Source organism: Neobacillus niacini (genome assembly GCF_019749295.1).
Taxonomy (GTDB): domain Bacteria; phylum Bacillota; class Bacilli; order Bacillales; family Cytobacillaceae; genus Neobacillus; species Neobacillus niacini_D.
Genome location: NZ_JACWFG010000005.1, coordinates 128,525 through 151,171, shown reverse-complemented (window position 1 = coordinate 151,171; position 22,647 = coordinate 128,525). Strand labels below are relative to the sequence as shown.

General features: G+C 36.2%; 23 protein-coding genes. 11 read left to right on the top strand and 12 right to left on the bottom strand.

The window, feature by feature from the left end:
- Positions 1-106: 106 nt before the first annotated feature.
- Positions 107-301: a hypothetical protein gene (locus H0184_RS09565; protein WP_221823798.1), complete on the bottom strand. Its 195-nt coding sequence runs from the start codon at positions 299-301 to the stop codon at positions 107-109.
- 217 nt (positions 302-518) lie between these two features.
- On the opposite strand from H0184_RS09565, the gene H0184_RS09560 reads away from it, so the two are divergent.
- A complete protein-coding gene (locus tag H0184_RS09560; protein ID WP_221823796.1) occupies positions 519-1,400 on the top strand; it encodes a VanW family protein in 882 nt (293 codons plus the stop codon).
- Between the two features lie 25 nt (positions 1,401-1,425).
- Here H0184_RS09560 and H0184_RS09555 read toward each other — a convergent pair whose 3' ends face one another.
- Both H0184_RS09555 and pssA read right to left on the bottom strand, forming a co-directional pair.
- On the bottom strand, positions 1,426-1,701 hold the full coding sequence (locus H0184_RS09555) for a hypothetical protein (RefSeq protein WP_221823794.1): 276 nt from the start codon (positions 1,699-1,701) through the stop codon (positions 1,426-1,428).
- A 159-nt stretch (positions 1,702-1,860) separates the two neighbouring features.
- Complete coding sequence (pssA, locus tag H0184_RS09550; RefSeq protein WP_221823792.1) at positions 1,861-2,352, bottom strand: CDP-diacylglycerol--serine O-phosphatidyltransferase; 492 nt, start codon at positions 2,350-2,352, stop codon at positions 1,861-1,863.
- A 144-nt stretch (positions 2,353-2,496) separates the two neighbouring features.
- On the opposite strand from pssA, the gene H0184_RS09545 reads away from it, so the two are divergent.
- Positions 2,497-2,748, top strand: coding sequence for a sigma-G-dependent sporulation-specific acid-soluble spore protein CsgA (locus tag H0184_RS09545; RefSeq protein ID WP_221823790.1), 252 nt, complete (start codon positions 2,497-2,499; stop codon positions 2,746-2,748).
- 234 nt (positions 2,749-2,982) lie between these two features.
- Here the strand turns inward: H0184_RS09545 and H0184_RS09540 are convergent, their stop codons facing one another.
- A complete protein-coding gene (locus tag H0184_RS09540) occupies positions 2,983-3,852 on the bottom strand; it encodes a YitT family protein (protein WP_396953591.1) in 870 nt (289 codons plus the stop codon).
- Between the two features lie 1,159 nt (positions 3,853-5,011).
- Here H0184_RS09540 and H0184_RS09535 point away from each other — a divergent pair.
- The 4 genes from H0184_RS09535 (at position 5,012) to H0184_RS09520 (ending at position 7,710) form a co-directional block, all read left to right on the top strand.
- A complete protein-coding gene (locus H0184_RS09535; protein WP_221823788.1) occupies positions 5,012-6,265 on the top strand; it encodes an erythromycin esterase family protein in 1,254 nt (417 codons plus the stop codon).
- Between the two features lie 92 nt (positions 6,266-6,357).
- Positions 6,358-6,561 carry a DUF1657 domain-containing protein gene (locus tag H0184_RS09530; protein WP_221823786.1) on the top strand — a complete coding sequence of 68 codons (204 nt, stop codon included), beginning with the start codon at positions 6,358-6,360 and terminating at the stop codon, positions 6,559-6,561.
- 64 nt (positions 6,562-6,625) lie between these two features.
- A complete protein-coding gene (locus tag H0184_RS09525) occupies positions 6,626-6,829 on the top strand; it encodes a DUF1657 domain-containing protein (protein ID WP_221823784.1) in 204 nt (67 codons plus the stop codon).
- A 20-nt stretch (positions 6,830-6,849) separates the two neighbouring features.
- Entirely contained in the window at positions 6,850-7,710 is an 861-nt protein-coding gene (locus H0184_RS09520; RefSeq protein ID WP_221823782.1) for a DUF421 domain-containing protein, read from the top strand.
- Between the two features lie 42 nt (positions 7,711-7,752).
- Here the strand turns inward: H0184_RS09520 and H0184_RS09515 are convergent, their stop codons facing one another.
- Entirely contained in the window at positions 7,753-8,721 is a 969-nt protein-coding gene (locus H0184_RS09515; RefSeq protein WP_221823780.1) for a DMT family transporter, read from the bottom strand.
- Between the two features lie 226 nt (positions 8,722-8,947).
- On the opposite strand from H0184_RS09515, the gene H0184_RS09510 reads away from it, so the two are divergent.
- A complete protein-coding gene (locus H0184_RS09510; protein WP_221823778.1) occupies positions 8,948-9,562 on the top strand; it encodes a PH domain-containing protein in 615 nt (204 codons plus the stop codon).
- A gap of 50 nt (positions 9,563-9,612) precedes the next feature.
- Here H0184_RS09510 and H0184_RS09505 read toward each other — a convergent pair whose 3' ends face one another.
- The 3 genes from H0184_RS09505 to asnS form a co-directional block, all read right to left on the bottom strand.
- Complete coding sequence (locus tag H0184_RS09505) at positions 9,613-9,813, bottom strand: cold-shock protein (RefSeq protein ID WP_045523885.1); 201 nt, start codon at positions 9,811-9,813, stop codon at positions 9,613-9,615.
- Between the two features lie 254 nt (positions 9,814-10,067).
- The gene (locus tag H0184_RS09500) at positions 10,068-10,289 is read right to left on the bottom strand and encodes a helix-turn-helix domain-containing protein (RefSeq protein ID WP_221823776.1); all 222 of its coding nucleotides are present in this window, start codon (positions 10,287-10,289) and stop codon (positions 10,068-10,070) included.
- Between the two features lie 404 nt (positions 10,290-10,693).
- Positions 10,694-12,085: an asparagine--tRNA ligase gene (gene asnS, locus H0184_RS09495; protein ID WP_221823774.1), complete on the bottom strand. Its 1,392-nt coding sequence runs from the start codon at positions 12,083-12,085 to the stop codon at positions 10,694-10,696.
- 258 nt (positions 12,086-12,343) lie between these two features.
- On the opposite strand from asnS, the gene H0184_RS09490 reads away from it, so the two are divergent.
- On the top strand, positions 12,344-12,574 hold the full coding sequence (locus H0184_RS09490) for a hypothetical protein (protein WP_221823772.1): 231 nt from the start codon (positions 12,344-12,346) through the stop codon (positions 12,572-12,574).
- Here H0184_RS09490 and H0184_RS09485 read toward each other — a convergent pair.
- A complete protein-coding gene (locus H0184_RS09485; RefSeq protein ID WP_260631512.1) occupies positions 12,571-13,047 on the bottom strand; it encodes a GNAT family N-acetyltransferase in 477 nt (158 codons plus the stop codon). The genes H0184_RS09490 and H0184_RS09485 overlap by 4 nt on opposite strands.
- Positions 13,048-13,130: 83 nt before the next feature.
- Between H0184_RS09485 and H0184_RS09480 the strand changes: the two genes are divergently transcribed.
- A complete protein-coding gene (locus tag H0184_RS09480) occupies positions 13,131-13,268 on the top strand; it encodes a BA3454 family stress response protein (RefSeq protein WP_221823769.1) in 138 nt (45 codons plus the stop codon).
- 33 nt (positions 13,269-13,301) lie between these two features.
- Here the strand turns inward: H0184_RS09480 and helD are convergent, their stop codons facing one another.
- The 3 genes from helD to H0184_RS09465 form a co-directional block, all read right to left on the bottom strand.
- Positions 13,302-15,626, bottom strand: coding sequence for an RNA polymerase recycling motor HelD (helD, locus tag H0184_RS09475; protein WP_221823767.1), 2,325 nt, complete (start codon positions 15,624-15,626; stop codon positions 13,302-13,304).
- A 188-nt stretch (positions 15,627-15,814) separates the two neighbouring features.
- On the bottom strand, positions 15,815-16,687 hold the full coding sequence (locus H0184_RS09470; protein WP_221823765.1) for a hypothetical protein: 873 nt from the start codon (positions 16,685-16,687) through the stop codon (positions 15,815-15,817).
- Between the two features lie 148 nt (positions 16,688-16,835).
- A complete protein-coding gene (locus H0184_RS09465; RefSeq protein WP_221823763.1) occupies positions 16,836-16,976 on the bottom strand; it encodes a hypothetical protein in 141 nt (46 codons plus the stop codon).
- A gap of 230 nt (positions 16,977-17,206) precedes the next feature.
- Here H0184_RS09465 and H0184_RS09460 point away from each other — a divergent pair, with 230 nt between their 5' ends.
- Positions 17,207-19,672 (top strand): S8 family serine peptidase, encoded by a 2,466-nt coding sequence (locus tag H0184_RS09460; RefSeq protein WP_221823761.1) that lies wholly within the window; start codon positions 17,207-17,209, stop codon positions 19,670-19,672.
- 532 nt (positions 19,673-20,204) lie between these two features.
- Positions 20,205-22,610 carry an immune inhibitor A domain-containing protein gene (locus tag H0184_RS09455; protein WP_221823759.1) on the top strand — a complete coding sequence of 802 codons (2,406 nt, stop codon included), beginning with the start codon at positions 20,205-20,207 and terminating at the stop codon, positions 22,608-22,610.
- The last annotated feature ends 37 nt before the right edge of the window (positions 22,611-22,647 follow it).

The window sequence follows — 22,647 nt, the reverse complement described above, 5'->3', positions numbered from 1 at the left end:
ACATACTAACCAGTTGGTATGCCACACCTATTATTATACCTCCAAACATTAAATATTCAAATTTATTTCTAAATATTCTAACAAATTTTTGATACTTTGTATAAAATCAATATCTCTTAATTCCTTTTTTTTGCTTATTCATAATCTCATAGGATTTTTCAATAATATCCGTTAAGACATCTCCTTTATAAACTCGACCTAATTTGAGGTTTTCTTGATAGTATTCCACAATTTCATCTAATTTGTCTGACGTTTCTTTAGTAATCCTTACATTTAATTGTATTCTTCCGTTTTCAGCCAAGGGAGACACTCCTATCAGTTATATAGCAAGCTGCTAGCATATTGCTTAATTCGCGTTATTACTTGATTATATACTATTTTTCAACACTTTTTTCATTAATAGATTAAAAAAGATATGACACTTTTTTAAGTATCACAACCTTTCATAACAACATTTAGTTTTTCTTTTACATAAAAATACAAACTTTGCCTCAAATTATCCTGAGGGAGGTTTGTTTATGAGTTTTACATGGTTAGTTACTGTTCTATTTATGATTCAATCAGTAGTACCTCAAGGCAGTGTACCAATAACCAGAGACGGGAAGCCTATATCCATCATTAATAAAGAAGATTATGCTGTCGGTGATCACAGTTTCTACATACTAGATACAAAAAAATACAACAAATTAGTCAATCAATTAGACAAACAGTTATCAGTTTCACCTAAAAATGCAAGGTTAGATCAGTATGAAAATATTATTCCTGAGCAAATTGGCAGCTCTTTGAATCGACAAGCTTTTACAGAAAACTTCTATGCCTACTTTTTCAATGGCAGCACTTCAAGCATAGAAGTTCCGATGTATTCCGTTTATCCAAAAGTTGATAGTGAAATCCTTTCTGCTATTCGCAGTATTCGAATTGGAAGGTACATTACTTCCTTCAATCCCAGGAATAAAAAGCGCACAACTAATATTCAATTAGCAGTTGATGCCATAAATAATCATGTCATTTTCCCTGGTGAAAATTTTTCTTTTAATTCTGTCGTTGGCAGGAGAACAGCTGCGAAGGGGTATGAAAAAGCAAAAGTGATAGTGAGAGGTGAATATAGTGAAGATATTGGCGGTGGAATCTGCCAAGTTTCTTCTACTTTATTTAATGCAGTCGATAGTGCAGGACTAAAAATCGTTCAACGTTTTTCCCATAGCAGGCATGTTCCCTACATACCACCTGACCGTGACGCCACGGTAAGCTGGTATGGTCCTGATTTTGAATTTAGAAATAACTATAATCAGCCAATTATCATTCAAGCACGAACGATTGGAAATCTCTTAGTCATTAAGCTATATTCTTCTGATATCATTGAATATAATCCGAAGAAAGTTCCTTTTCCTCCACTTTAAAAAAAGTCCGCTAAGCGGACTTCTTTTATCGATTTTTATTATCATTTCTCAATGCACTTGCTAGTAACTCTTCAGAGAACTCAGCCATTGCACTGTTATTTAGATTAAGATTATTTTTGTGTGTAAAGCTTTGGATTACATCTTGAAAAGGCACTGTAATATTATCTTTACGTCTTACCCTTGATAAACCAAATACCGCAGCACTTATTCCAACTCCGAGAAGAGATACCCACATGGTCCCCCTGCTCTTTCGTTTATTACCAAACATATTGAAAAAAGGTTTTAAAATATTTTTTCTCATCCAAAGCACTCCTTCATTTAACAATGACATGGAAGGTTGAAATGTGGAACAACCCTTCCATTAGCTTAATCTTTGCATTATGGATGAATAAAATGTTTGGGAAACTGAAGCTAAAATGTTATATGTTTACAGTAATTGTTTACTGTTAACATAATGTATTTATAGTTTCTTTATTCTGACAGGGCTTACCATAAGTATGGAGAGTATAAGGGTAATAAATGCATTACTATACAGAAATACTCCCATTAAAGCCATTAACAATCCAGCAGCAGTTATTGGTAACCCCATAAAGTATCCTCTTGTTGGCTTTACATTGAATTTTGCTAACCGCAATGCGCCCATAGTTGGGAACAGCATAAAGGCAATGGTTGTTAAGGTTGAGGGCGGTTCTAACGAGTAAAAAAGAAGTGCCGGTGCTACTCCAAGGCTAACAATATCTGCCAGCGAATCCAATTCTACCCCAAATTCACTGTTTACCTTCAACCTTCTGGCTAAACGTCCATCAAAAAAGTCAAATACTGCTGATAAAAATATAAACATTGCTGCCATTTGTAAAAAACCATTCATATTAAAAGTAATCGAAAATACTCCAGATAATAAATTACCAATGGTAAATAAATTTGGTACTGCTCTAACCAGATGGTTTATCAAGCAGATCCCCCCTTTTTGTGCCAATCCTTCCAATATCGCTTCTCCTATATTCTGCACCAAATTTTAAAAAGTGAATCTATATTATCGATAAGGTATATAAATATCAATTCTTCAAATGATAAAAATGAAAGGATGGTTGAGAAAATGGATACAACATTGGGTTACTTACGAGAAATATTGTCAAATTACAGTGATGATCATTCTGTGGGCAGGCAAATTTATCGTAAATTATCTGAAGGGCAATTTTCATCTGAAGGAGACTTTGTCAGGCAGTTAAACCAAAAAGAAATAAACTTTTTAAATAAAATTCTTCCAAATGAAATTAATTATGCAAAGGAAGAGTTAGATGAAAAAAGAGCCCATGAATTAAATGAAGTATTCGAACTGTTATTTTAGAAAATAGTTACATAAAAAAGAGATGTTAGTTAGGAAACTAACATCTCCGACTTGGGAAATAATTCAAAAAGACTCTTGACTATTTCCTAGGTAAGCGCATACAACGACAAAATTTGTGGTTTACCAGGCCCAAATTCTTCAATAAACGACAGAAAGTGAGAATGTTTATAAGAGGATTTTCTTTAACCATAATAGATATCGAATAAGTCAAAAAACTGCCAAATGGCAGTTTTTCTAATGAATATCTCGTTTTTTAAACCTGCCCCCGCGAACTTCAGCGATATCGGCAACAGCGAGGAATGCATTTTCATCACTTTCAGTCACTATTTCCTTCAACTTAGCCTCTTCAAGCCGGTTAATTACGCAAAAAATAACCTTTTTGTCATCACCAGAGTATGCACCCTCTCCATGTATATATGTTACTCCACGACCGAGGCGATTCATAATGGCCTCTCCGATTTCCTTTGAATTGTCACTAATAATCCATACCGATTTGGATTCATCTAAACCGGTGATGGTTATATCAATGGTTTTATATGCAACAAAATAGGCAATTAGAGAATACATCGCTCGATCCCATGAAAAGACAAAGCCAGCGCTTCCAAGAATGAATAAATTAAAAAACATGATAATTTCACCAACAGAAAATGGAAGCTTCTTATTAAATAATATAGCGAGAATTTCCGTACCATCCAAGGATCCTCCATAACGGATAACCATTCCAACACCGATTCCAAGGACTATTCCTCCAAAGACGGTTGCTAGTAATATATCCTGGGTAAAGGCCGGTACTGGATGTAATAAAGTGGTGCCAATGGATAGTATGATAATTCCATATAGAGTGGATAGAGCGAAGGTTTTACCGATTTGTTTGTAACCAATAAAGAAAAAAGGAATGTTTAAAATAAAGATAAAAAGCCCTAATTTCCAACCTGTTAAATACGACAGCATGATCGAAATTCCTACAATGCCTCCATCAATAACATGATTGGGAACAAGAAAAATTTCCAAGCCTACGGCCATTAAAGCTGCTCCTAGTGTAATGAGCATAATTCTTTGAATAATCTTTCTTGTTGTTAATCCTCTGTGCTGTACTTTCTCCATAAGTACTTTTTGTTGATCGTTAATATTCATATTTGGGATTCCTGACATTATCTTGCCCCTTTCCTATATACTTCTAATTCCATTATAACAGCTTATCGAAAGTTTTTTGAATTTTTATGCACTTTATTGCCCAGTTTTCCTATTCATTTACACAGCCAAAAAAAGTAAAGAAGCCGCCTCTAATTGAGACAGCTTCTTGGGAATATTAACCTCTTAGGGGACCCAACCATGACATCAGCCAAAATGTTACTTCGCTCTTCCATATAGTCCATTTACCGATTTATGGAAGGTCTATAATTTAGCTAATGTGTGTTGTTCCGTTGAAGGAATTAATTCACATGAGATTAAATGGAATTCAAATTCCTTTGCAGAAACAAAATATCGTATTACTAATTGACTCAATATCCTTTTATTTGGATTAGCCTCTTGGCAATGTAAGATTTGTTTGGTTAAAGGATTAGATAATTATTCATATTGATAAAGTTACTTCATTTATCATATTTTATTATCTACTTACTACTCCTTACTTTTTAGGTGAGCACCTATTTCAAACGTGGGGACCAAATAGTTTACAACTTCTATTTGTTTTAGTTATCGTTTGTTGATTCTTTCTTTTCTTCATTACATTAGGTTTCTTCACAAATGGAAGCTTCCATCATAATTTTAAGAAAGATCGTTTTGGGTTTAAGAAATTTATCTGCGTACTTTTTACATAGGTAGATAAATATTACTTTACTCCCAAATCACAATAACCTTTGTACCTTCACTTGAAAGATGATACCTCGTTCACTAAAAAGAAGTTTCGTTAGTCTTGCACCCTTCCCATTCAAGTTACATCGCTCCACCTACCAAACATTGCAAAGGGAAAACCTTTACTACTCGTTCACAAACGGAACGAACACGGATGGTTGAGTCTCCTAAGAAGTTAACTTTTTATATCTTCCTTACACTTATAGTATATCACCAGAATTTCTCTGTAACGCATGTTGTTGTGACAAATTGGTGAATTTTTCAAAATCACTAGATTATTAGAAATACTTCTATTAGATTAACTATATATTGCTGTACCTCAACTCCCTTTTTATAAATTTCGGGAGTTTTTTGTTATACCTTTAGGGAAGATTAGCAGTATCACTTTGTATTGAAAGGATGTCTGCAAATGCTTGAGTCCATAAAAAAACATGCTAAACCCTTCGAATCTGTTGATGATCTTGATCCTCTAATTAATTCAATCGGTGAAGCTAAGTATGTACTTCTTGGTGAATCCTCACATGGGACTTCAGAATTTTACACCATACGTGCTGAACTTACTAAGAGATTAATCAAAGAGAAAGGCTTCTCAGTTATTGCAGTGGAAGGAGACTGGCCTTCATGCCAATCCATTAATCGTTATATAAAAAATATTGGTTCACCCCCAAATGATGTAAGACTGGCTCTTGAAAGCTTTAATCGCTGGCCAACATGGATGTGGGCTAATCAAGAAATCATTGAATTAATTGAGTGGTTAAAAAATTTCAATCAACAAACTAAGCGTACTAACAAAGTTGGATTTTACGGATTAGATGTCTATAGTCTTTGGGAGAGTATGGACGAAATCATCAAATACTTAGAGCGAACTGGTAACACAGGACTTAAACAAGCTAGAAATGCATTTAACTGCTTTGAGCCCTTCAACCGGAATAATGAATCCTATGCCGTTTCAGCAGGGTATTTATCAGAAGACTGTATGAAAGAAGCACTTGCGCTTCTCTCTACCATTCAAAAGAATAAGTGGAAGTACGATGATGATGAAGAAAGCAGCTTAAACATGGAGGTCAACGCACTTGTTACTGTAAATGCTGAAGAGTATTATCGGACAATGGTTACAAGCGATTCAAAGTCTTGGAATGTGAGAGACATACACATGGTTGAAGCTTTGAATTCCGTAATGAAGTATTATGGTGAGGGTACAAAAGTAATCATCTGGGAACACAACACGCATGTTGGTGATGCAAGAGCAACCGATATGAAAGATGCAGGTATGGTGAATGTCGGTCAGTTGATAAGGGAACAGAACTTCCCTGAGGATGTTTACATTGTTGGTTTTGGGACTAACACTGGTACAGTTATCGCATCCACGGAATGGGGAGTAGATTTTCGCGTTACGGATGTCCCCTCTGCTCAAAATGGCAGTTGGGAAAACTTAATGCATAAAGCGGGAGCACATAACCAGTACCTCTTATTTACAGATGAAAATCGAAAAGATTTCAGCAAAAGGATCGGCCATCGTGCAATCGGTGTAGTGTATCGTCCGGAACATGAGCAATATGGAAACTATGTCCCATCTATTATGAGCAGCCGCTACGATGGATTTATCTTTGTTGATGAAACACATGCTTTACATCCACTTGCATTAGAAAGTCTTATTTATTGAAAAAAACAAATTCTTCCCATCACATAAATTTCTCGTAAACACACATAATATTGCATGTAATAAATTTTATAAATAGGAAGAAGGATTTAGACATGACTGTCGGAACACAAGTCAAACAAGCTTTAGCTGGTCTAAAAAGTGCACAAGCTAGTTTTGAAACCTTTGCTCTAGCAACAGATAATCAAAACGCAAAAAAACTCTATCAGGATGCAGCCCAGCAAACTCAATCCGTGCTAGATAGTCTTGAACCACGACTCCAAGAAATTTTAGATGAAGAGCCCCAATATAACCAATAATAAAAAGACGAGTTGGCAACTCCGCCAACTCTTTTCGTCATTACTTTTGAAAGGGAAAACGATCATGACTATTGCTTCCAGTGTTAAACAGTGTCTTGCGAATATGAAAGGAATTGAAGCACAATTATCCTCCCTTTATTTAAATTCATTAGATCCTGAAGCTAAAGGGTTATTCCATGAATCGATGTTAACGATATCTTCCGTAAAAAAAGATTTACAAAACCGTGTCTTGGAACTTGAAAGGCATGAACCACAGTATAAAAGTTAAAATTCTCGAGGTGAATGAGTGTGCCTGATTGGATTGATACTGTCATCCGTTCTTTTATCTTCTTAGCTGCTTTGTTTTTTATGACAAAAATACTCGGTAAAAAGCAAATATCTGAGCTTTCTTTCTTCGAATATATTTCTGGAATTACAATCGGCAGTATTGCCGGAGAAGCAATTACTGGACTTGAAAATAGTATTATCCAAGGACTGCTTTCTATCGCTATTTTTATCTTAATAACATTATTGGTAGATTATTTAGCCTTAAAAAGTAAAACCGTCCGGAATTTAGTTGATGGAAGAGGAACTGTGCTTATTAAAGATGGTAAGGTGTTGGAGGAAAATCTGAAAAAAGAAAAGTACACGATCGATGAATTATCCGCACTACTTCGTCAGAAAGATATTTACCGTGTTGCTGACGTTGAGTTTGCAGTGCTCGAGCCAAGAGGTACGCTAAGTGCACTTTTGAAAAAGGAACATCGCCCAATAACACCAAAGGATTTACAACTAAAGGTGCCAAATGAAAAGGAACCACAAACAATAATTATGGATGGACAAGTCGTTGATGAGGCACTAAGGTCCGCTGGGAAAAGCAGAGGATGGTTACATACTGAATTAGCAAAACTCGATCTTACTTTAGACAATGTATTTATTGGGCAAGTAGATTCATACGGAGAACTATCAGTAGATATTTATGATGATAAAATGCAAGTTCCTTCTCCTGCTCAAAGACCTTTATTATTGGCAACATTAAAGAAAACACAGGCTGATCTAGAAATATTTTCTTTAGAAACGCAAGACGAAGTATCAAAAGCCATGTATAAGAAAAATGCAAAACTGATGCAGGAAACAATTGACAAACTTACACCCTATCTTACAAGTTAATAACCTTTCAAGCCCAATCAGGAACTGATCGGGCTCGAGAAGTTATGCACTTACTTTTTTCCCGTGAGGTATATCACCTTTATGCGACACATAACTGTGAAGTACCATTCCCGCCATAACAAGAATCATTCCAGTCCAAGAAAGTGCAGTTGGAAATGCCGCTTTTAATAGGATTAGCTCCCCCATTATGGCAAATAAAACCTCCATAGACTGTGTTGCTTCTACATTTCCTAGTTTTTGCATATTTCCTCTGACAAGATCAGTTGCTTGGAAAAATAAAATGGTTGCAATGACACCTGAAGTAATGGCTACAAGTCCAGATTGAATCGATTGGCCGATACTAGGCGGCCCCACTGTAAACAGTCCAAAGATTGCAAGGACAATCCATAATGGCATGCTTGCAAGTGTCATTCCTAATACGCGTTGAAATACATCCAGCCTTCCTCCACACACGTCCATCATTTTCCTATTCCCTAGAGGATAAGCAAATGAAGCAATAATAACTGGAATCACTCCTAATAACACCTCGATAGGGGTAAGGAAACTTGCCTGTTCCACCTGCATAAAAATAATACCCACTAGGATAATAAACGACATCGCCATACCTTTGAAGGGTATTCTCCCCTTTACCTGAATGGGCCCATTTTGAGTCATCACCGTTTCAAAAAATAGCGGTGCCAATAATGAGCCTGAAATTATGGTTATTTGCCAGGTAGAGGCGATTAGCCAGCCAGGGGCATAAGCAGCAGAGAAACAAATGGGAGCGTAAAACAGACCAAAGCCTACAAAGCTCCATAAAAGCCAGGAACGTGGATTATTTTTCATCTCCACGAATAAGGGCTTTAGATTTTTTCTACCATAAACCAGCAGCAAAAGTGGAGGAATCATAAAGAAATATCGGAGTGAAGCACTCCAAATCCAGCTGCCTCCATCTAGTTCCATTGAGCGATTGATAATAAATGTAAAGGCAAAAAAGAAGGCAGCTAAAATGCCTAGCAGAATTGGACGCATTTATCTATTTCCCCTTTATATTTCTTTTTCTTCCAATGATTTTTTCAATTCTATTGGATGTATTTTTTTATTATACTAGAAATCAGAATTATTTGTAATTTATAAAGAGAGCATAAGATGAAAAAATTGTGCATAAAGTGATTTGTCGTTCAAAAAAATGAAACTTTGTGGATCTATACTCGTATAGTTGGATGGCAACTAAATTTAGGTAAGTGGGGATGATACAATGTTTGGAAAAGTAGCAGCAGATATTTTAGGATTAAGCGATGTTGGTTCCGTTATTAAACCAGAAAATTATGATAAGGTTGATTCCGATGATTATGTTATGCATGAAGATAACGAAAGGATATACTTTTTAATCAAGTCAAAATCCGATGAATATTGCTTCACTAATAACGCCCTTATTCATCTTGATGGAACAAGCGCTACGAGTAAAAAGAGGATGCTTCACCGTTATAGTTACGCAACTAACAAAATCTCCGACGTGAAGCTTGAGACCGCTGGAACTGTTGATCTTGATATCGAAATTAAATTTAAAATTGGCGCACAGCCATTTTCGATTGATGTCCACAAAAAACACATTGAAGAAGTCAAAGATTTATATAAGGCGCTAATTAAGATATCTGAACTAACTCATGATAATGAAATTTCCCTTCGTTTTGCTAAAGAAAGCCTTGATATTGCCTCAACAACACTAGGTCGTGTTACTAGTACAGATAACAACCTAGTCGTTCAATTTAAAATGCTAAATCAAGCTGCATTCCAATGGCTGGAGGATAGTAAAAAACAATATATCGTAAAAGATTTTGGCTATGTATTTGAAAAATACATTAATAACTAGACAACAAAAAAACAGACCCAAGTAGGTCTGTTTTTTCACATGCTATGTGATTAAGCTTTGTTTACGTTAGCTGCTTGAGGTCCACGAGCGCCTTTTTCAACGTCAAAAGTTACTGCTTGGCCTTCTTCAAGAGTTTTGAAGCCTTCGCCTTGGATTGCTGAAAAGTGAACGAATACATCTTCTCCGCCTTCGCGCTCAATGAATCCGAAACCTTTTTCTGCATTAAACCATTTTACTTTACCGTTTTCCATATTTGTTGCCTCCTAGTGTGATATCCACACATTGTATTACTATTCTTGCTCTTTGTGATCCAGGCGAAAAGCAATAACTATTCTTCCCTTTACTACCGAACAAAAATAATTCTTCATAATCATACCAGAGAAAGGAAAATTAAGCAAGTTCTCTTCCCATTCCTTCCACTTAAAAACTGAATAATCAACAATTAGAATGGTGAAGTTATTAAAAATGTCACTAGGAGATATCCCCTAGTGACACTAATAAGAGCTTAAGCTTTCTTTTCTATTTCCCATTCGTATAAATCTTCGATTTTGCAATTTAATTCTTTAGAAATCGTCATTGCAGTGCTTAGATTCATCACTTTCTTTGACATGTAGCCGTTAAGCTGTTCTAAAGGGATGTGTGTACTCTTTTCCAAACCCTGAAGGTTCATACTGTTTTTTGATAATAGGGCTTTGAGGTTACTCTTTTTCGCTTTATAATTTGACAAAATGACACCTCACTTTTTAAATAGTGTAACACAATGGAAAATTAAAAGAAAGGAATCATACCTTTGCCATTATGAACAACAGCATAAAAATCACTGAAAAAGCATCATTACCTAGTATCAAGCATCGAAAAAAAAAGTATGTTATAATTAAATTTGATGATAAAAAGGGGTGTTGATTTGAGAAACTCAAATAACAGGTTCAATAGCGGGCAAACTGTGAAACTAAAGGACACTGGCGAGGAAGTTACGATTTTAAAATGGCAATATGTAAAAAATATGAAAAGATATTCTTACATTGTGAAGGAGCATCCTGGTACATTTTTTTTCGAAGAAGAATTTCAAACCCAATAAATGAATGAAAAAAGACCAAATCCAAAGGATTGGTCTTCTTTTATTATCTAATATTAAAATTCAGCGTTACCTGTTGTTCTTGGGAAAGGAATGACGTCGCGAATGTTTGACATTCCAGTAAGGTACATAATTAAACGTTCGAAGCCCAAACCGTAGCCTGAGTGTTTTGTTCCGCCATATTTCCTAAGCTCAAGGTACCACCAATAATCCTCTTCATTCATACCAAGTTCATTAATTTTACCCGCAAGAATATCCTCACGCTCTTCACGCTGGCTTCCGCCAATTAACTCTCCAATTCCTGGAACAAGTAAATCAGTTGCTGCTACTGTTTTATTATCTTCATTTAATCTCATATAAAAGGCTTTAATTTCCTTCGGGTAATCCGTTACAAACACAGGTTTTTTGAATACTTTTTCGCATAAATAGCGCTCATGCTCAGTTTGCAGGTCAAGTCCCCATTCAACTGGGTAGGCAAAGGTTTCGCCTGATTCGATTAAAATATTAATGGCTTCTGTATAAGTCACACGTCCAAAATTTGATGTATGAGCATTATTCAGGCGTTCTAATAAACCTTTTTCAATAAAGCTATTAAAGAAATTCATCTCCTCTGGAGCTTGTTCCATCACATAGCCAATCACATATTTAACCATTTCTTCAGCAAGGTCCATGATATCTGGAAGCTCTGCAAATGCTAATTCCGGTTCAATCATCCAGAATTCTGCTGCATGTCTTGCTGTATTAGAATTTTCAGCTCTAAAGGTAGGACCGAATGTATAAACATTGCGGAAGGCTAACGCAAAAGCCTCTGCAGATAATTGGCCGCTTACAGTCAAATTCGTTTCTTTGTTAAAGAAATCCTTTGTTAGGTCTGTTTTTCCCTCTTCATTTTTCGGAGGATTATCCATATCTAATGTAGTAACACGGAACATTTCACCTGCACCTTCTGTATCACTTCCTGTGATAATTGGTGAATGTACATAGACAAATCCTTTATCTTGAAAGAATTTATGAATTGCATAAGAAGCTAACGATCTAACACGAAACACAGCAGAAAAAGTGTTAGTACGTGGTCTTAAGTGAGAAATGGTTCTTAAGTATTCAAATGAATGTTTTTTCTTTTGTAAAGGATAGTCACTATTTGAAAGTCCTTCAATGGATATTTCCGTAGCTTTGATTTCAAACGGCTGTTTAGCTTGTGGTGTATGAATGAAATCTCCTTCAACTTTAATAGAAGAACTAATTGGAAGTTTAGCGATTTCTTTGAAATTCTCCAATTGCTCATCAAATACGATTTGAACACCTTTAAAGAAGCTGCCATCATTCAATTCAATGAAACCAAAGGTTTTGGAATCTCGAATTGTGCGAATCCAGCCTGATAATTGAACCTTCTGTTCTATGTAACTTTCAGTATTTCTGTACAAATCCTTAATTAGGGCTTGTTTCATTTAAATGCAACCTCCAACTTTTTATGAAAAAATAAAAATCCTCACGTCTATGGGACGTAAGGGTTATTTTCCATTGTATCTTACTATCTTTAATCCCTTCAATATTATATAAAACTCCCAACAAATAAGCAATATTCAACAAATTTTCCTGCAATTTAGTCCTTATTTTTCAGAATATTTGCAGGATTTTTAAAACCAACAGTCGAATAATATTTGTAAATGTTCGATTCTTGATTTTAATATGAGGAGTGTTGATTTGTGGATAAAGTTACTTGTATTGCTTATCTCCTGTATCAGTCTTCAAAGCGTCAAGACATCCGAGAAAAAGCCATCCAATTATTGAATGGCGATGTTTCCATTAGGGATTTAAAAAGAAATCCTGCATTCAAAGCCCATTTAGTTTTGGCGGAATCTGCATTAAGGAAGAATAATATCGATAAACATCAGGTTCAGATATTTGCCGAGGAATTTATGTTACTTGAGGTCTAAGCTTCCTTCGGGAAGTTTTTTTCATAAACGAAAATTTCCTTGCCATTTTCACTTAAAGCTGTTTTAATATAAAGAAACCCTAATGATTCCCAAAACTGTTTTCCCTTTACATTTTCATTTATAACTCCAATTCGAATACGTCTTAAACCTCTTTTACGCATGTCACTTTCGTATAGTGCATATGCCTGTGTACCAAATCCAAATCCTTGGTAATCACTATGAATCATTAAGAGTCCCAGCCATGGGCACTGATCTTTTGGATTTTGCATTAAGTAATCCATAACCCCAATATAAGTATCATCCAGCTTTACTAAAACACTAGTAGTATTCGGGTTTAAAAACTCTACTTCAATTTCTGCAAGCTCCCTTTGCTCACGACCAGTCTCAAAAACATTATAATCTGGATTTGAATTTATTATTTCAAGCGCGATATATAGCGTTTCTTTTGTTATTTCTTCAAAGTACACTGACATGATTGACCTCCTGTTTCAAACAATAAAACAATTATACCAATGACCTTAAATGACATACAAATTTAAATGAGAAAGGTGATATTATGCTTCAAATTAATGTAAAAGTAACATATGAAGGAAGATACTATTTAACAAATGTTCTAGCCAATCCAAATACCCCCGACGAGGAAGTTTACCGTCTAGCTTATGAACAGGTTCAAAAACAATGGCGGACTAACTAAAACAGCGCCCAATTTTGGACGCTGTTTTTGTTTTTATTCCATTTCATATAAAATTTCCGCTACATCCTTCATGAGCGGGCTCAAATTATTGGTTACAAACATATGAAGCCTGTGCATCGCACGGGTACACACTGTGTAGAACAACTTACGTTCACTTTCATTCCTATATTGCGAATTATCATATAGAATAACTGCATCGAATTCGATTCCTTTTGCCAAATAGGACGGAATTACCAAAATGCCTTTTTCATAAGCGATTGTTGCCTTCTCAATTAAATGCAGCGGAACCTCATCTTTAAGGGCATCATATACATTTTTACTTTCGGCTGCCGTTCTGCAAATAACTGCAATCGTTCTATGTCCTTCTTCAAAAAACTCATTAATTTTATTCAGAATAAGCCCATTAAGAAAATGCGGCTCAGCTTTTTTTATTGAGGGCTTTTTGCCATGGCGATTAAAGGGTTCAATTTTATCGCCGCCTTCTATTAAGGAGCTGGTGAAATCCACAATTTCCTTAGTAGATCGATAGGTCTTAGTTAAATTAATTTTTTCCACGTCTTCTCCGTGATTTTCATAATCCGATAGGACCGTCGGTGACCCTGTTGCTCCAGAAAAAATAGCTTGATTGAAATCACCCAGCAGAGTCATCTTACTAAAAGGAAATAGCCTTTCAATTAACGCAAACTGAAATGGCGAATAATCCTGTGCTTCATCTATAAAAATATGACGTACGCCAGTTGTAGATTTCCTGCCTTTTAGTAAATCCTGCAGGTAGACATAAGGGGTTGCATCCTCATAAGTAATTTTATAGTTTTCCAATTGCTCAATTGTCTGGGAACAAATTTGAGCCCAATCATCAAGAAGGACTTCTTTATTATCAATACCCGCTTTAAATAATTGGCTATATAACCCCTGCATATCAATAAAGTTCAACTTCTTAACTCGATTAAATAATGGTCTGAATTTATTCTTTACTACTTTATCAGCGAGAAACTTTTGTTCCTGTTCAAAATCATCAAAGCTTTTTTCAGAAAATTGATCTTTATCTTGAAGTTCTTGGTACGCCTCTAAATAATCCTCTTTTTCAAGGAATTGAACTTCTTCCTCTACCCAAGCTTTTGAACGTTCTTGTCTGACTCTCCTCTTCAACTCTCTTAACAGCCAATCCTTTACCATTTCCAGTCGATTTGGAATGGTATAAGTGTTATCTAATGAATAAAAATATTCATACATTTCTTCCTTTGATATGAAGTTCTCGCCCCTAAAGGTTAAATCCTTAAATTGCAGACCTTCTCTTGATAAATCAATGACATACTGATCAATGATTTTTTTAAATTGTAAACTTGATTTATAACGTATTCCCTTGACTCTAGTATGATAATTCGAATTATTTTCCTCATTAAGTAAAAATTCCATCTGGTCAAAGGGATCCTCTACTCTAAATTGATTTCCGATCCGATTATTTAAATACTCCATAAACGTAGCCTGCTCCATGTTCTCTTCCCCCAATTCCGGGAGAACTGTCGATACATAGGAGTTAAATAAAGGATTAGGCGAGAACAGCATGATATTCTCAGACTTTAGGGTTTCACGGTTCCGGTATAATAAATATGCAACACGTTGAAGGGCTGCAGATGTCTTGCCACTTCCCGCTACACCTTGGACAATAAGAAGTTTACTTTTCTCATTTCGAATAATTAAATTTTGTTCTCTTTGAATTGTTGCTACAATACTCTTCATTTGGGCATTTGCATTATTTCCTAAAACCTCCTGGAGCATTTCATCACCAATGGTAACCCCAGTATCAAACATCGCTTTAATAGCAGAAGCTCGAATGATAAATTGTCTCTTCAATTCCATTTCGCCTTCTATTTTCCCGTCCATTGTATGATAGGAAGCAGGACCTGGCGCAAAATCATAATAAAGACTGGAAATAGGTGCACGCCAATCATAAATTAAAAAGTTTTCATCATGTTCATCCATAAGGGAAGCAATTCCTAGATAAACATGATCAACGTCTTTCTCGCCTGTTTCCATAAAATCGATTCTCCCAAAATACGGGGAGTATCTTAAACGCTCAAGAATTCGGAGTTGTTTATCCATTTGTTTGAAAGTGCGTTCCCGCTCTGATAACAGTTCAGCCTGCTGCTTTATACTGGCTGCTGTTTCAATAACGTCATCCGGATCATCCATATTAACTGTTACATCTTCCCAAAACGTCTTCCGAAGCTCTAGTACATCTGACCTGACTCCTCCGGTACTTTGCTGAATTTTTTGCTGCTTCTTATCAATTTCGTTAATAACAGTATTTACTCGTTCCTGTTCCATTAGCAAGTCATTATTCATGCTATCGCTCATTAGACCACTCTCCAGAAATATTTTGGTCCCTTATATTTGACAACTATAATCTTGATGTGTTAATATAATATAGGGATAATTTATTTTTCTATCTAATAACTTTAAGAACCAAAAATCATTTTATCATGTTTGCCCTGTGATTACAAGAGGATTCCCACGCCCTAAAGGCGTTTTTTTTATGTTTAGAATCACTCATTAATCAAATCTAATTCTTCTTCCCCGTTATTCCCCGTTCCATAAACCCAGTCTCTATATTTTCCGTATAAAAGTATCACCAAGATTCTGACCGTATAATAATCTGCCACTTTGAATTTTTCCTTTACGATTTTTCGCTTTTTAAAAATCTGGTCTATTACCATAGAAATTACCAGAATTCTTATTTTAGACCCCCAATTATTCTGCTTTAATAATGACAAAGTTGAAAAGATAGAAATCGAAATTGCATATATAGGGACAATGATAAAATGTTCCGTCCATGAGTGATGCTTACCAAGCCCAAAGCGAATCTTCCGAGCAGAAGCAAATACAAATAATAAATTGGCTTCCGTTACCATTATCATAAGGAAAAGTGAAATAAAGCGAATAATGGGATTTTTTCTACTTAAGAAAATACTCCACCAATCACTGATTTTGAAATATAAAGGAATCAAGATTAAGGTGTACTTAGTCCTCCACCAATAATGTTTATACACTTTTAACTTCAAAAAGAAGAGTTCTACTAGTGAAAAATATATTCCACCTAATAAAAATTTTCTGATCCACCCTAGTTTTAGGGAAGTGGAGAAAACCGCTGTAAATGGAACAAAAATGGCCTGAGACAAAATAGCACCAAGGATATTATCGAAATAATTACTTTTCATTATCTTCGGTTTATACTTATAAGCTTTAAGAAGATTCAATACAAAAAACTCCAGTAAATAAGCAAAACCGATATTTGACATTAAAAGAGTAAATAATTGCTTTTTGTTTTTACTTTTATAGAACGTGTATCCAAGCAGTCCAGAGTGGATAAGAAACAAAGCTATAAAAGGTATTTTATTATTTCGTTTTGGATTCTTCATAAACATAACCCATTTCATTAATCAGTTTTAATTAGTATTTGATTTCCCCCTCTTTTCATTCCAACATTTAGATAACAATTCTGCTTTGATTTCTAAATTTACAAAATATTGATAAAAAATGTTTGACAGCATGCGTGTTTCCAAAAGCTTAACCAATTGAACATAGTAAAAAGCTCTCCAGCAGGAGAGCTTTAATTTCTAATTCATATTTCAAAACCTTTGCAAGCTCGAGCATGCCATATACTCTAGCCCTCTCTTCTGCATCGGAATGATAATTTGTATTTACCACTGTCAAGCCGTCATGATTGAACATTGAATGTGGTGCAAATAGACTTAAGTACGGGGGATTTTTGTCTAATATTAGTGAATTTGCCCTAATTAATAGATAGAAGGTCTCAAGGAAAAGGTCTTGCATTAACAGAATGTTTATAATGTTACAAAATTTAGGCGTTTGTGCGATTAAGGGGGGGCAATTATCGCGCACTAAAAAATATTAAAGAAAAGGGGTTTGGTCTGTCCATGGCAAAAAGATATTTAAAATCTTTTCTGGTTTCACTCGTATTTTTATTAATTTTATCAACAATGGGTGCTGGTGTCGGAGCTGTTGGTGTAAACGATAGTAAATCAACGTTGGGACTTGCTAACTTAGTTGGTAATTTTAATTTTTCATCAACTAAAAGCACTGGTGTAATTGTTGAACTTGAAGAACCGTCGATTGTAGAAGCAAAACATAAAGGAATAAAACAAACAAAAGCAAATTTATCAAAAAAGCGTAATCAAGTTAAGGCCGATGTTAACAAAGCTGTAAATAGCTCAAAAGTAAGCCGCGAATATGACTATGTATTTTCTGGATTTGCTGTAGAATTACCTGCTAATGAGATCCCTGCTCTATTGGCTGTGCCAGGAGTAAAAGCGGTCTATCCGGATGTTACATACACAGTAACAAGTGTAGGTAACGGCGAACTACTTTCTAAAGACGAGTATAGCCCGAATATGCTTGCAAGTGCCCCGTTTATCGGCGCTAATGAAGCATGGGAAGCCGGCTACACTGGAGAAGGTGTAACAGTTGCTGTTATTGACACAGGTGCTGATTACACTCACCCAGATTTAGCTCATGCCTTTGGCGACTATAAAGGATATGATTTCGTAGATAATGATAGCGATCCACAAGAAACCCCAAGAACAAGCAACCCTGACGATGAAACAGCACATGGTACTCACGTTTCTGGTACAGTCGCAGCTAACGGACAAATTAAGGGTGTAGCTCCAGAGGCGAAGTTATTTGCTTATCGAGTATTAGGACCTGGCGGCAGCGGAACAACTGAAAACGTAATTGCTGGTATTGAACAAGCTGTTAAAGACGGTGCGGATGTTATGAACCTGTCATTAGGAAACTCTATAAATGATCCTGATTACGCTACTAGCATTGCATTAGACTGGGCAATGGCTGAGGGTGTAGTTGCTGTTACTTCAAATGGAAACAGCGGTCCTGCTAACTGGACAGTTGGTTCACCAGGAACGTCCCGCGATGCTATCTCTGTTGGTGCTACACAGCTGCCTTACAATGTTTTTGATTCAACAATTACTACTACAGGTGGAGTTTCATATCCTTCTGCAAAAGTAATGGGCTTCCCTAGTGACGAGGCAATCAAAGCACTCGATGGACAGGAATATGAATATGTTCATGTAGGTTTTGGCTCCCCTGCAGAATTTAAAGATATTGATGTAAAAGGAAAAGTAGCATTAATCAGCCGTGGTAATGGGATTGCATTCGTTGACAAAGCCTTAGCAGCACAAGCTGCCGGTGCAGTTGCAGCGATTATCTATAACAATGTGGCTGGTGAAATTGTTATGGTTCCAGGTACAGCAATACCAACCATTAGAACAACCCAAGAAGATGGTAATAAGTTAATATCAGAATTGGAAAAGGGTAACAATAAAGTAACCCTAAATATTGAATATAATTCAACGGTTGGAGAAACAATGGCTGACTTCTCTTCTCGTGGACCAGTAAATAACACATGGATGATTAAGCCAGATGTTTCAGCTCCAGGTGTAAACATCACTAGTACTGTCCCAACACATGACCCTGCAGATCCACATGGTTATGCTTCATACCAAGGAACTAGTATGGCGTCACCACATGTAGCAGGTACAGCAGCTCTGCTTTTACAAGCTCATCCAGATTGGGATGTTAAAGATATAAAAGCTGCATTAATGAATACAGCTGAGGATGTTATTAATCCAACAACTGGTAAAGTGTACCCGCACAACACGCAAGGTGCTGGAAGCATCCGTGTATTAGACGCGCTTGCAACAGAGACACTAGCTGCACCTGGCAGCCATTCTTTCGGAACTTTCTTAAAGAATAAAGGCAAACAGGTTGAAAAGCAGCAATTTACGATTAAGAATCTATCTAAAGAAAACAAGACTTATAGTTTCAAAGTGAATATGGGTGAAAACTCAGATGCAATTAAAGTATCAACTAGTAGCAACTTAAAAGTAAACGCAGGCAAGTTACAACAGGTAAACTTGAATGTTCAAGTTGATGCAGGAAAACTAGCACAAGGCTATTATGAAGGTTCCATTACAATCAGTGATGGAAAATCAACCCTTAATGTGCCAACTATTTTGTTCATCCAAGAGCCTGATTATCCACGTGCTGAATATGTTGGTGTAAATCAACTTGGCGATGGTCAATTTGAGATTGAAGGATTGTTCCCAGGCGGGGCTGAATCAGTTGAACTGTTCGTCTATCTCTCAAATGCAGAAGGAGCACCACTTGCGTACTTAGGTGACATTGCCACTTACGAGAATGTTGCAGCAGGTTATTCTACGTTTGCTTGGGATGGAAAAATTGCTGTCGGAGCTAATGGTGTCCCAAATAGCTATAAGCTTCCTGCAGGAAATTACTATAATGTCTACACTTATGCAACATACAAAGGCCAATCAAATACAGCTGGTGCGAATTTTCTCCTTGAATAGTGGTAAGATAACTGCCCCCCAACCAATTACAACACTGTAGGTTTATAACTCAAATCTAGACTTTTTACCCCTCGGTTACTTAAATAAAAGTAACCGAGGGGTTTTGTTTATATACGGACTGCTAATTATTTTCAGATATAATATATCAGTATATCTGTCATTTTACCTTGATATTTTTGAATAATGTATCAATTTCAAAATACTGCCATTAACTCTCTATTTAATAATTACTAATATCTCGAAAGTCAATGACGGTCTAGCATTACTTACTATTAAAAGTGAAATAATTTTCAACATAAAGAGAGTATTTTATATTTGTAAATACATTTTATTATTTTCATAGAACAATTATTTTTCTTCATAATTCGACATATTCCTAGAAAAAAACAAAGAATTTCCTCGAAAACCATGTTAAATGACCTAAATTTTGATAATTTAAACTTTTAATTTAGGTAAATATCCCTATTGTTTAGTCCTAATTTTCAAAATATTATATTAATACGGCCGTAATACATTGAAATGGGGAAAATATTTGAATAAGTTTATTAAAACTAGTCTTTCTTCCGTAATGCTTGCAGGTACATTATTTGCAGGATTCCCAAGTATTGATGCTTCTGCTAAGAATGTGGAACTCCTACATAAAACGGATGCCTCTTCTATCTCTTCACACAGCTCATTAGATTTAGCGATTGTGAACGAAGAGAGATTAATAGAATCCTTTATTAAACAAGGGCTCCTCCCAAAAAATGCGTCTGAAAAAGTAAAACAAACATTTCTGAAAAACTACCTTGAGTTAAAAGGAAAGCAATCAAAAGTTAAGGAATCAGATCCATTAGCAGCAAAAGTAAAAAAAGCTGAAGCAGAAAAGCAAAGTAAGTTCAAAGATTTTAACAATGGATTATTGAATGGAAATGGGAAGAAAAATGGGCACTTAAAGGGCAATCCAGATCCAGTTAAAGAAACACCATACAATGGTGAAAAAAGAGAAGACAAGGTCCTTGTATTAGCTGTCGAGTACTCTGACTTCGAACATAATAAAATTGACCCGTCCGAGACTGATAATTATTATAAGGATTATCCTCTTAACCACTATGAAGATATGATTTTTGGTGAAGATGGTGTTAAAGGTCCCAATGGGGAAAATTTTGTTTCCATGAAACAATTTTATGAAGAGCAGTCAGGTGGAACTTACTCTGTAGATGGTAAAGCCTATGGCTGGCTGAAGGTTCCTGGTACTGCAGCTTATTACGGTGGAGACAAAGCTACAGGTGGTCATGATAATGTTAATCCAGGTGGATCGAAGCAGTTAGTTGTTGATGCCTATAAAGCAGCAATTGATGCCGGGGTACCAGTAGAAGAATATGATAATGAAGATGTCCATGATCTAGATGGAGATGGAAATATTAAAGAACCTGATGGGTTAGTTGACCACTTAATGATTATTCACTCTGGTGTTGGTCAAGAAGCAGGTGGAGGATCATTAGGGAACGATGCCGTTTGGTCACACCGTTCAGCAAAATTTGTTGACATTGATGGCTTAGGAGTAGGAAAACCAGGTTTTTACGATTATACAATGATGCCAGAAGACGGTGCAACGGGTGTATTTGCGCATGAGTATGGTCATGATTTAGGTTACCCAGATGAATATGATACAGTGTACTCTGGTACTGGTGAGGCAGTCGCTTACTGGTCGATTATGGCAAGTGGTTCATGGGCTGGTAAAATTGGCGGTACAGAGCCAACTGGATTCTCCCCATTGGCAAAATCCTATTTCCAATCCTACCTAGGTGGAAACTGGACAAATGACACTGTTGAATTAGACTGGAATGAAGTAACTACAAAAGGAACACAAGTGTTACTTGATCAAGCAAACTCGCCAAATGGAAAAAACGCAATTGCGGCTAAAGTACACTTACCAGAAAAGAAAACACCAGTAAACACTCCAGCAGCGGGCAGCTTTGAATATTGGGGTGGACAAAAGGACGAAACCGACACTAATATGGTAGCTGACGTTGATTTATCAGGCAAAACCTCTGCTACACTTACGTTTGACGCTTGGTATGATATTGAACCACAATGGGATTTTGCATTTGTTCAAGTATCAACTGATAACGGGGCAACTTGGAAGTCATTAGGAAATGGAAATACCCGTTCGGATGTTGTTCCAGAGGGTTATCCAACGATTTTAAATTCCATGCCGGGATTCACTGGTAATTCTAACGGATGGCAAGCTCAATCCTTTGATTTATCAGAATATAAAGGTCAGAAAATTAAGCTACGTCTTCGATATGCAACTGACTGGGGTACCTCTTTCATCGGCTTCTTTGCTGATAATATTAAAGTGGTTGCTGATGGAAAAACTCTAGTAGAAGATGGCGGGGAAAATGAAACATCTCCATTTACTCTAAATGATTTTACAAAGATGGATGGAAATAAATTAACAGACCATTACTATCTACTTGAATGGCGTAACCATAAGGGTGTCGATGAAGGTCTTGCTCATATTGCGCGCGGTAACTCCTTAATGAGTTATGATGGTGGATTAGTTGTTTGGTATGTTGATGATAGCTTTACTGACAACTGGACAGGAGATCACCCTGGTGAGGGCTTTGTAGGAGTTGTAGATGCTCACGCAAATACAGACTTACTATGGAGCTTTGCTGACGGTTCAGACCCAGCTCAAGCATCTACTCGTTACCATATCGCAGATGCTGCATTTGGTTTAAATCCTACTTCAGGATTAAATCTTAACTATCCTGGTGTTCAGACGTTGTTTGGACCAAGTCAACCAGCAGTTTCACTTTTCAATGACAGCAACTCATTTACAAACACATTCATGCCAGATGCTGGCCGTAATATTGGAAATTTTGGACTTAAGGTTCGTGTAAATGGTCAGGCTAAAGATAAATCAGTTGGTTCGATTGTAATCTACAAATAATCAACAGAAGTCTCACCTCCCCTTTTTATGGAGGTGA

Bases quoted from the DNA above. Each gene is read 5' to 3' on its own strand.
- H0184_RS09460 (WP_221823761.1), top strand. From the start codon at position 17,207: ATGGCAAAAAGATATTTAAAATCTTTTCTGGTTTCACTCGTATTTTTA.
- H0184_RS09540 (WP_396953591.1), bottom strand. From the start codon at position 3,852: ATGGAGAAAGTACAGCACAGAGGATTAACAACAAGAAAGATTATTCAA.
- H0184_RS09525 (WP_221823784.1), top strand. From the start codon at position 6,626: ATGACTATTGCTTCCAGTGTTAAACAGTGTCTTGCGAATATGAAAGGA.
- H0184_RS09530 (WP_221823786.1), top strand. From the start codon at position 6,358: ATGACTGTCGGAACACAAGTCAAACAAGCTTTAGCTGGTCTAAAAAGT.
- H0184_RS09560 (WP_221823796.1), top strand. From the start codon at position 519: ATGAGTTTTACATGGTTAGTTACTGTTCTATTTATGATTCAATCAGTA.
- H0184_RS09510 (WP_221823778.1), top strand. From the start codon at position 8,948: ATGTTTGGAAAAGTAGCAGCAGATATTTTAGGATTAAGCGATGTTGGT.
- helD (WP_221823767.1), bottom strand. From the start codon at position 15,626: ATGAGCGATAGCATGAATAATGACTTGCTAATGGAACAGGAACGAGTA.
- H0184_RS09505 (WP_045523885.1), bottom strand. From the start codon at position 9,813: ATGGAAAACGGTAAAGTAAAATGGTTTAATGCAGAAAAAGGTTTCGGA.
- asnS (WP_221823774.1), bottom strand. From the start codon at position 12,085: ATGAAACAAGCCCTAATTAAGGATTTGTACAGAAATACTGAAAGTTAC.
- H0184_RS09515 (WP_221823780.1), bottom strand. From the start codon at position 8,721: ATGCGTCCAATTCTGCTAGGCATTTTAGCTGCCTTCTTTTTTGCCTTT.
- H0184_RS09555 (WP_221823794.1), bottom strand. From the start codon at position 1,701: ATGAGAAAAAATATTTTAAAACCTTTTTTCAATATGTTTGGTAATAAA.
- H0184_RS09485 (WP_260631512.1), bottom strand. From the start codon at position 13,047: ATGTCAGTGTACTTTGAAGAAATAACAAAAGAAACGCTATATATCGCG.
- H0184_RS09470 (WP_221823765.1), bottom strand. From the start codon at position 16,687: ATGAAGAATCCAAAACGAAATAATAAAATACCTTTTATAGCTTTGTTT.
- H0184_RS09480 (WP_221823769.1), top strand. From the start codon at position 13,131: ATGCTTCAAATTAATGTAAAAGTAACATATGAAGGAAGATACTATTTA.
- H0184_RS09535 (WP_221823788.1), top strand. From the start codon at position 5,012: ATGCTTGAGTCCATAAAAAAACATGCTAAACCCTTCGAATCTGTTGAT.
- H0184_RS09545 (WP_221823790.1), top strand. From the start codon at position 2,497: ATGGATACAACATTGGGTTACTTACGAGAAATATTGTCAAATTACAGT.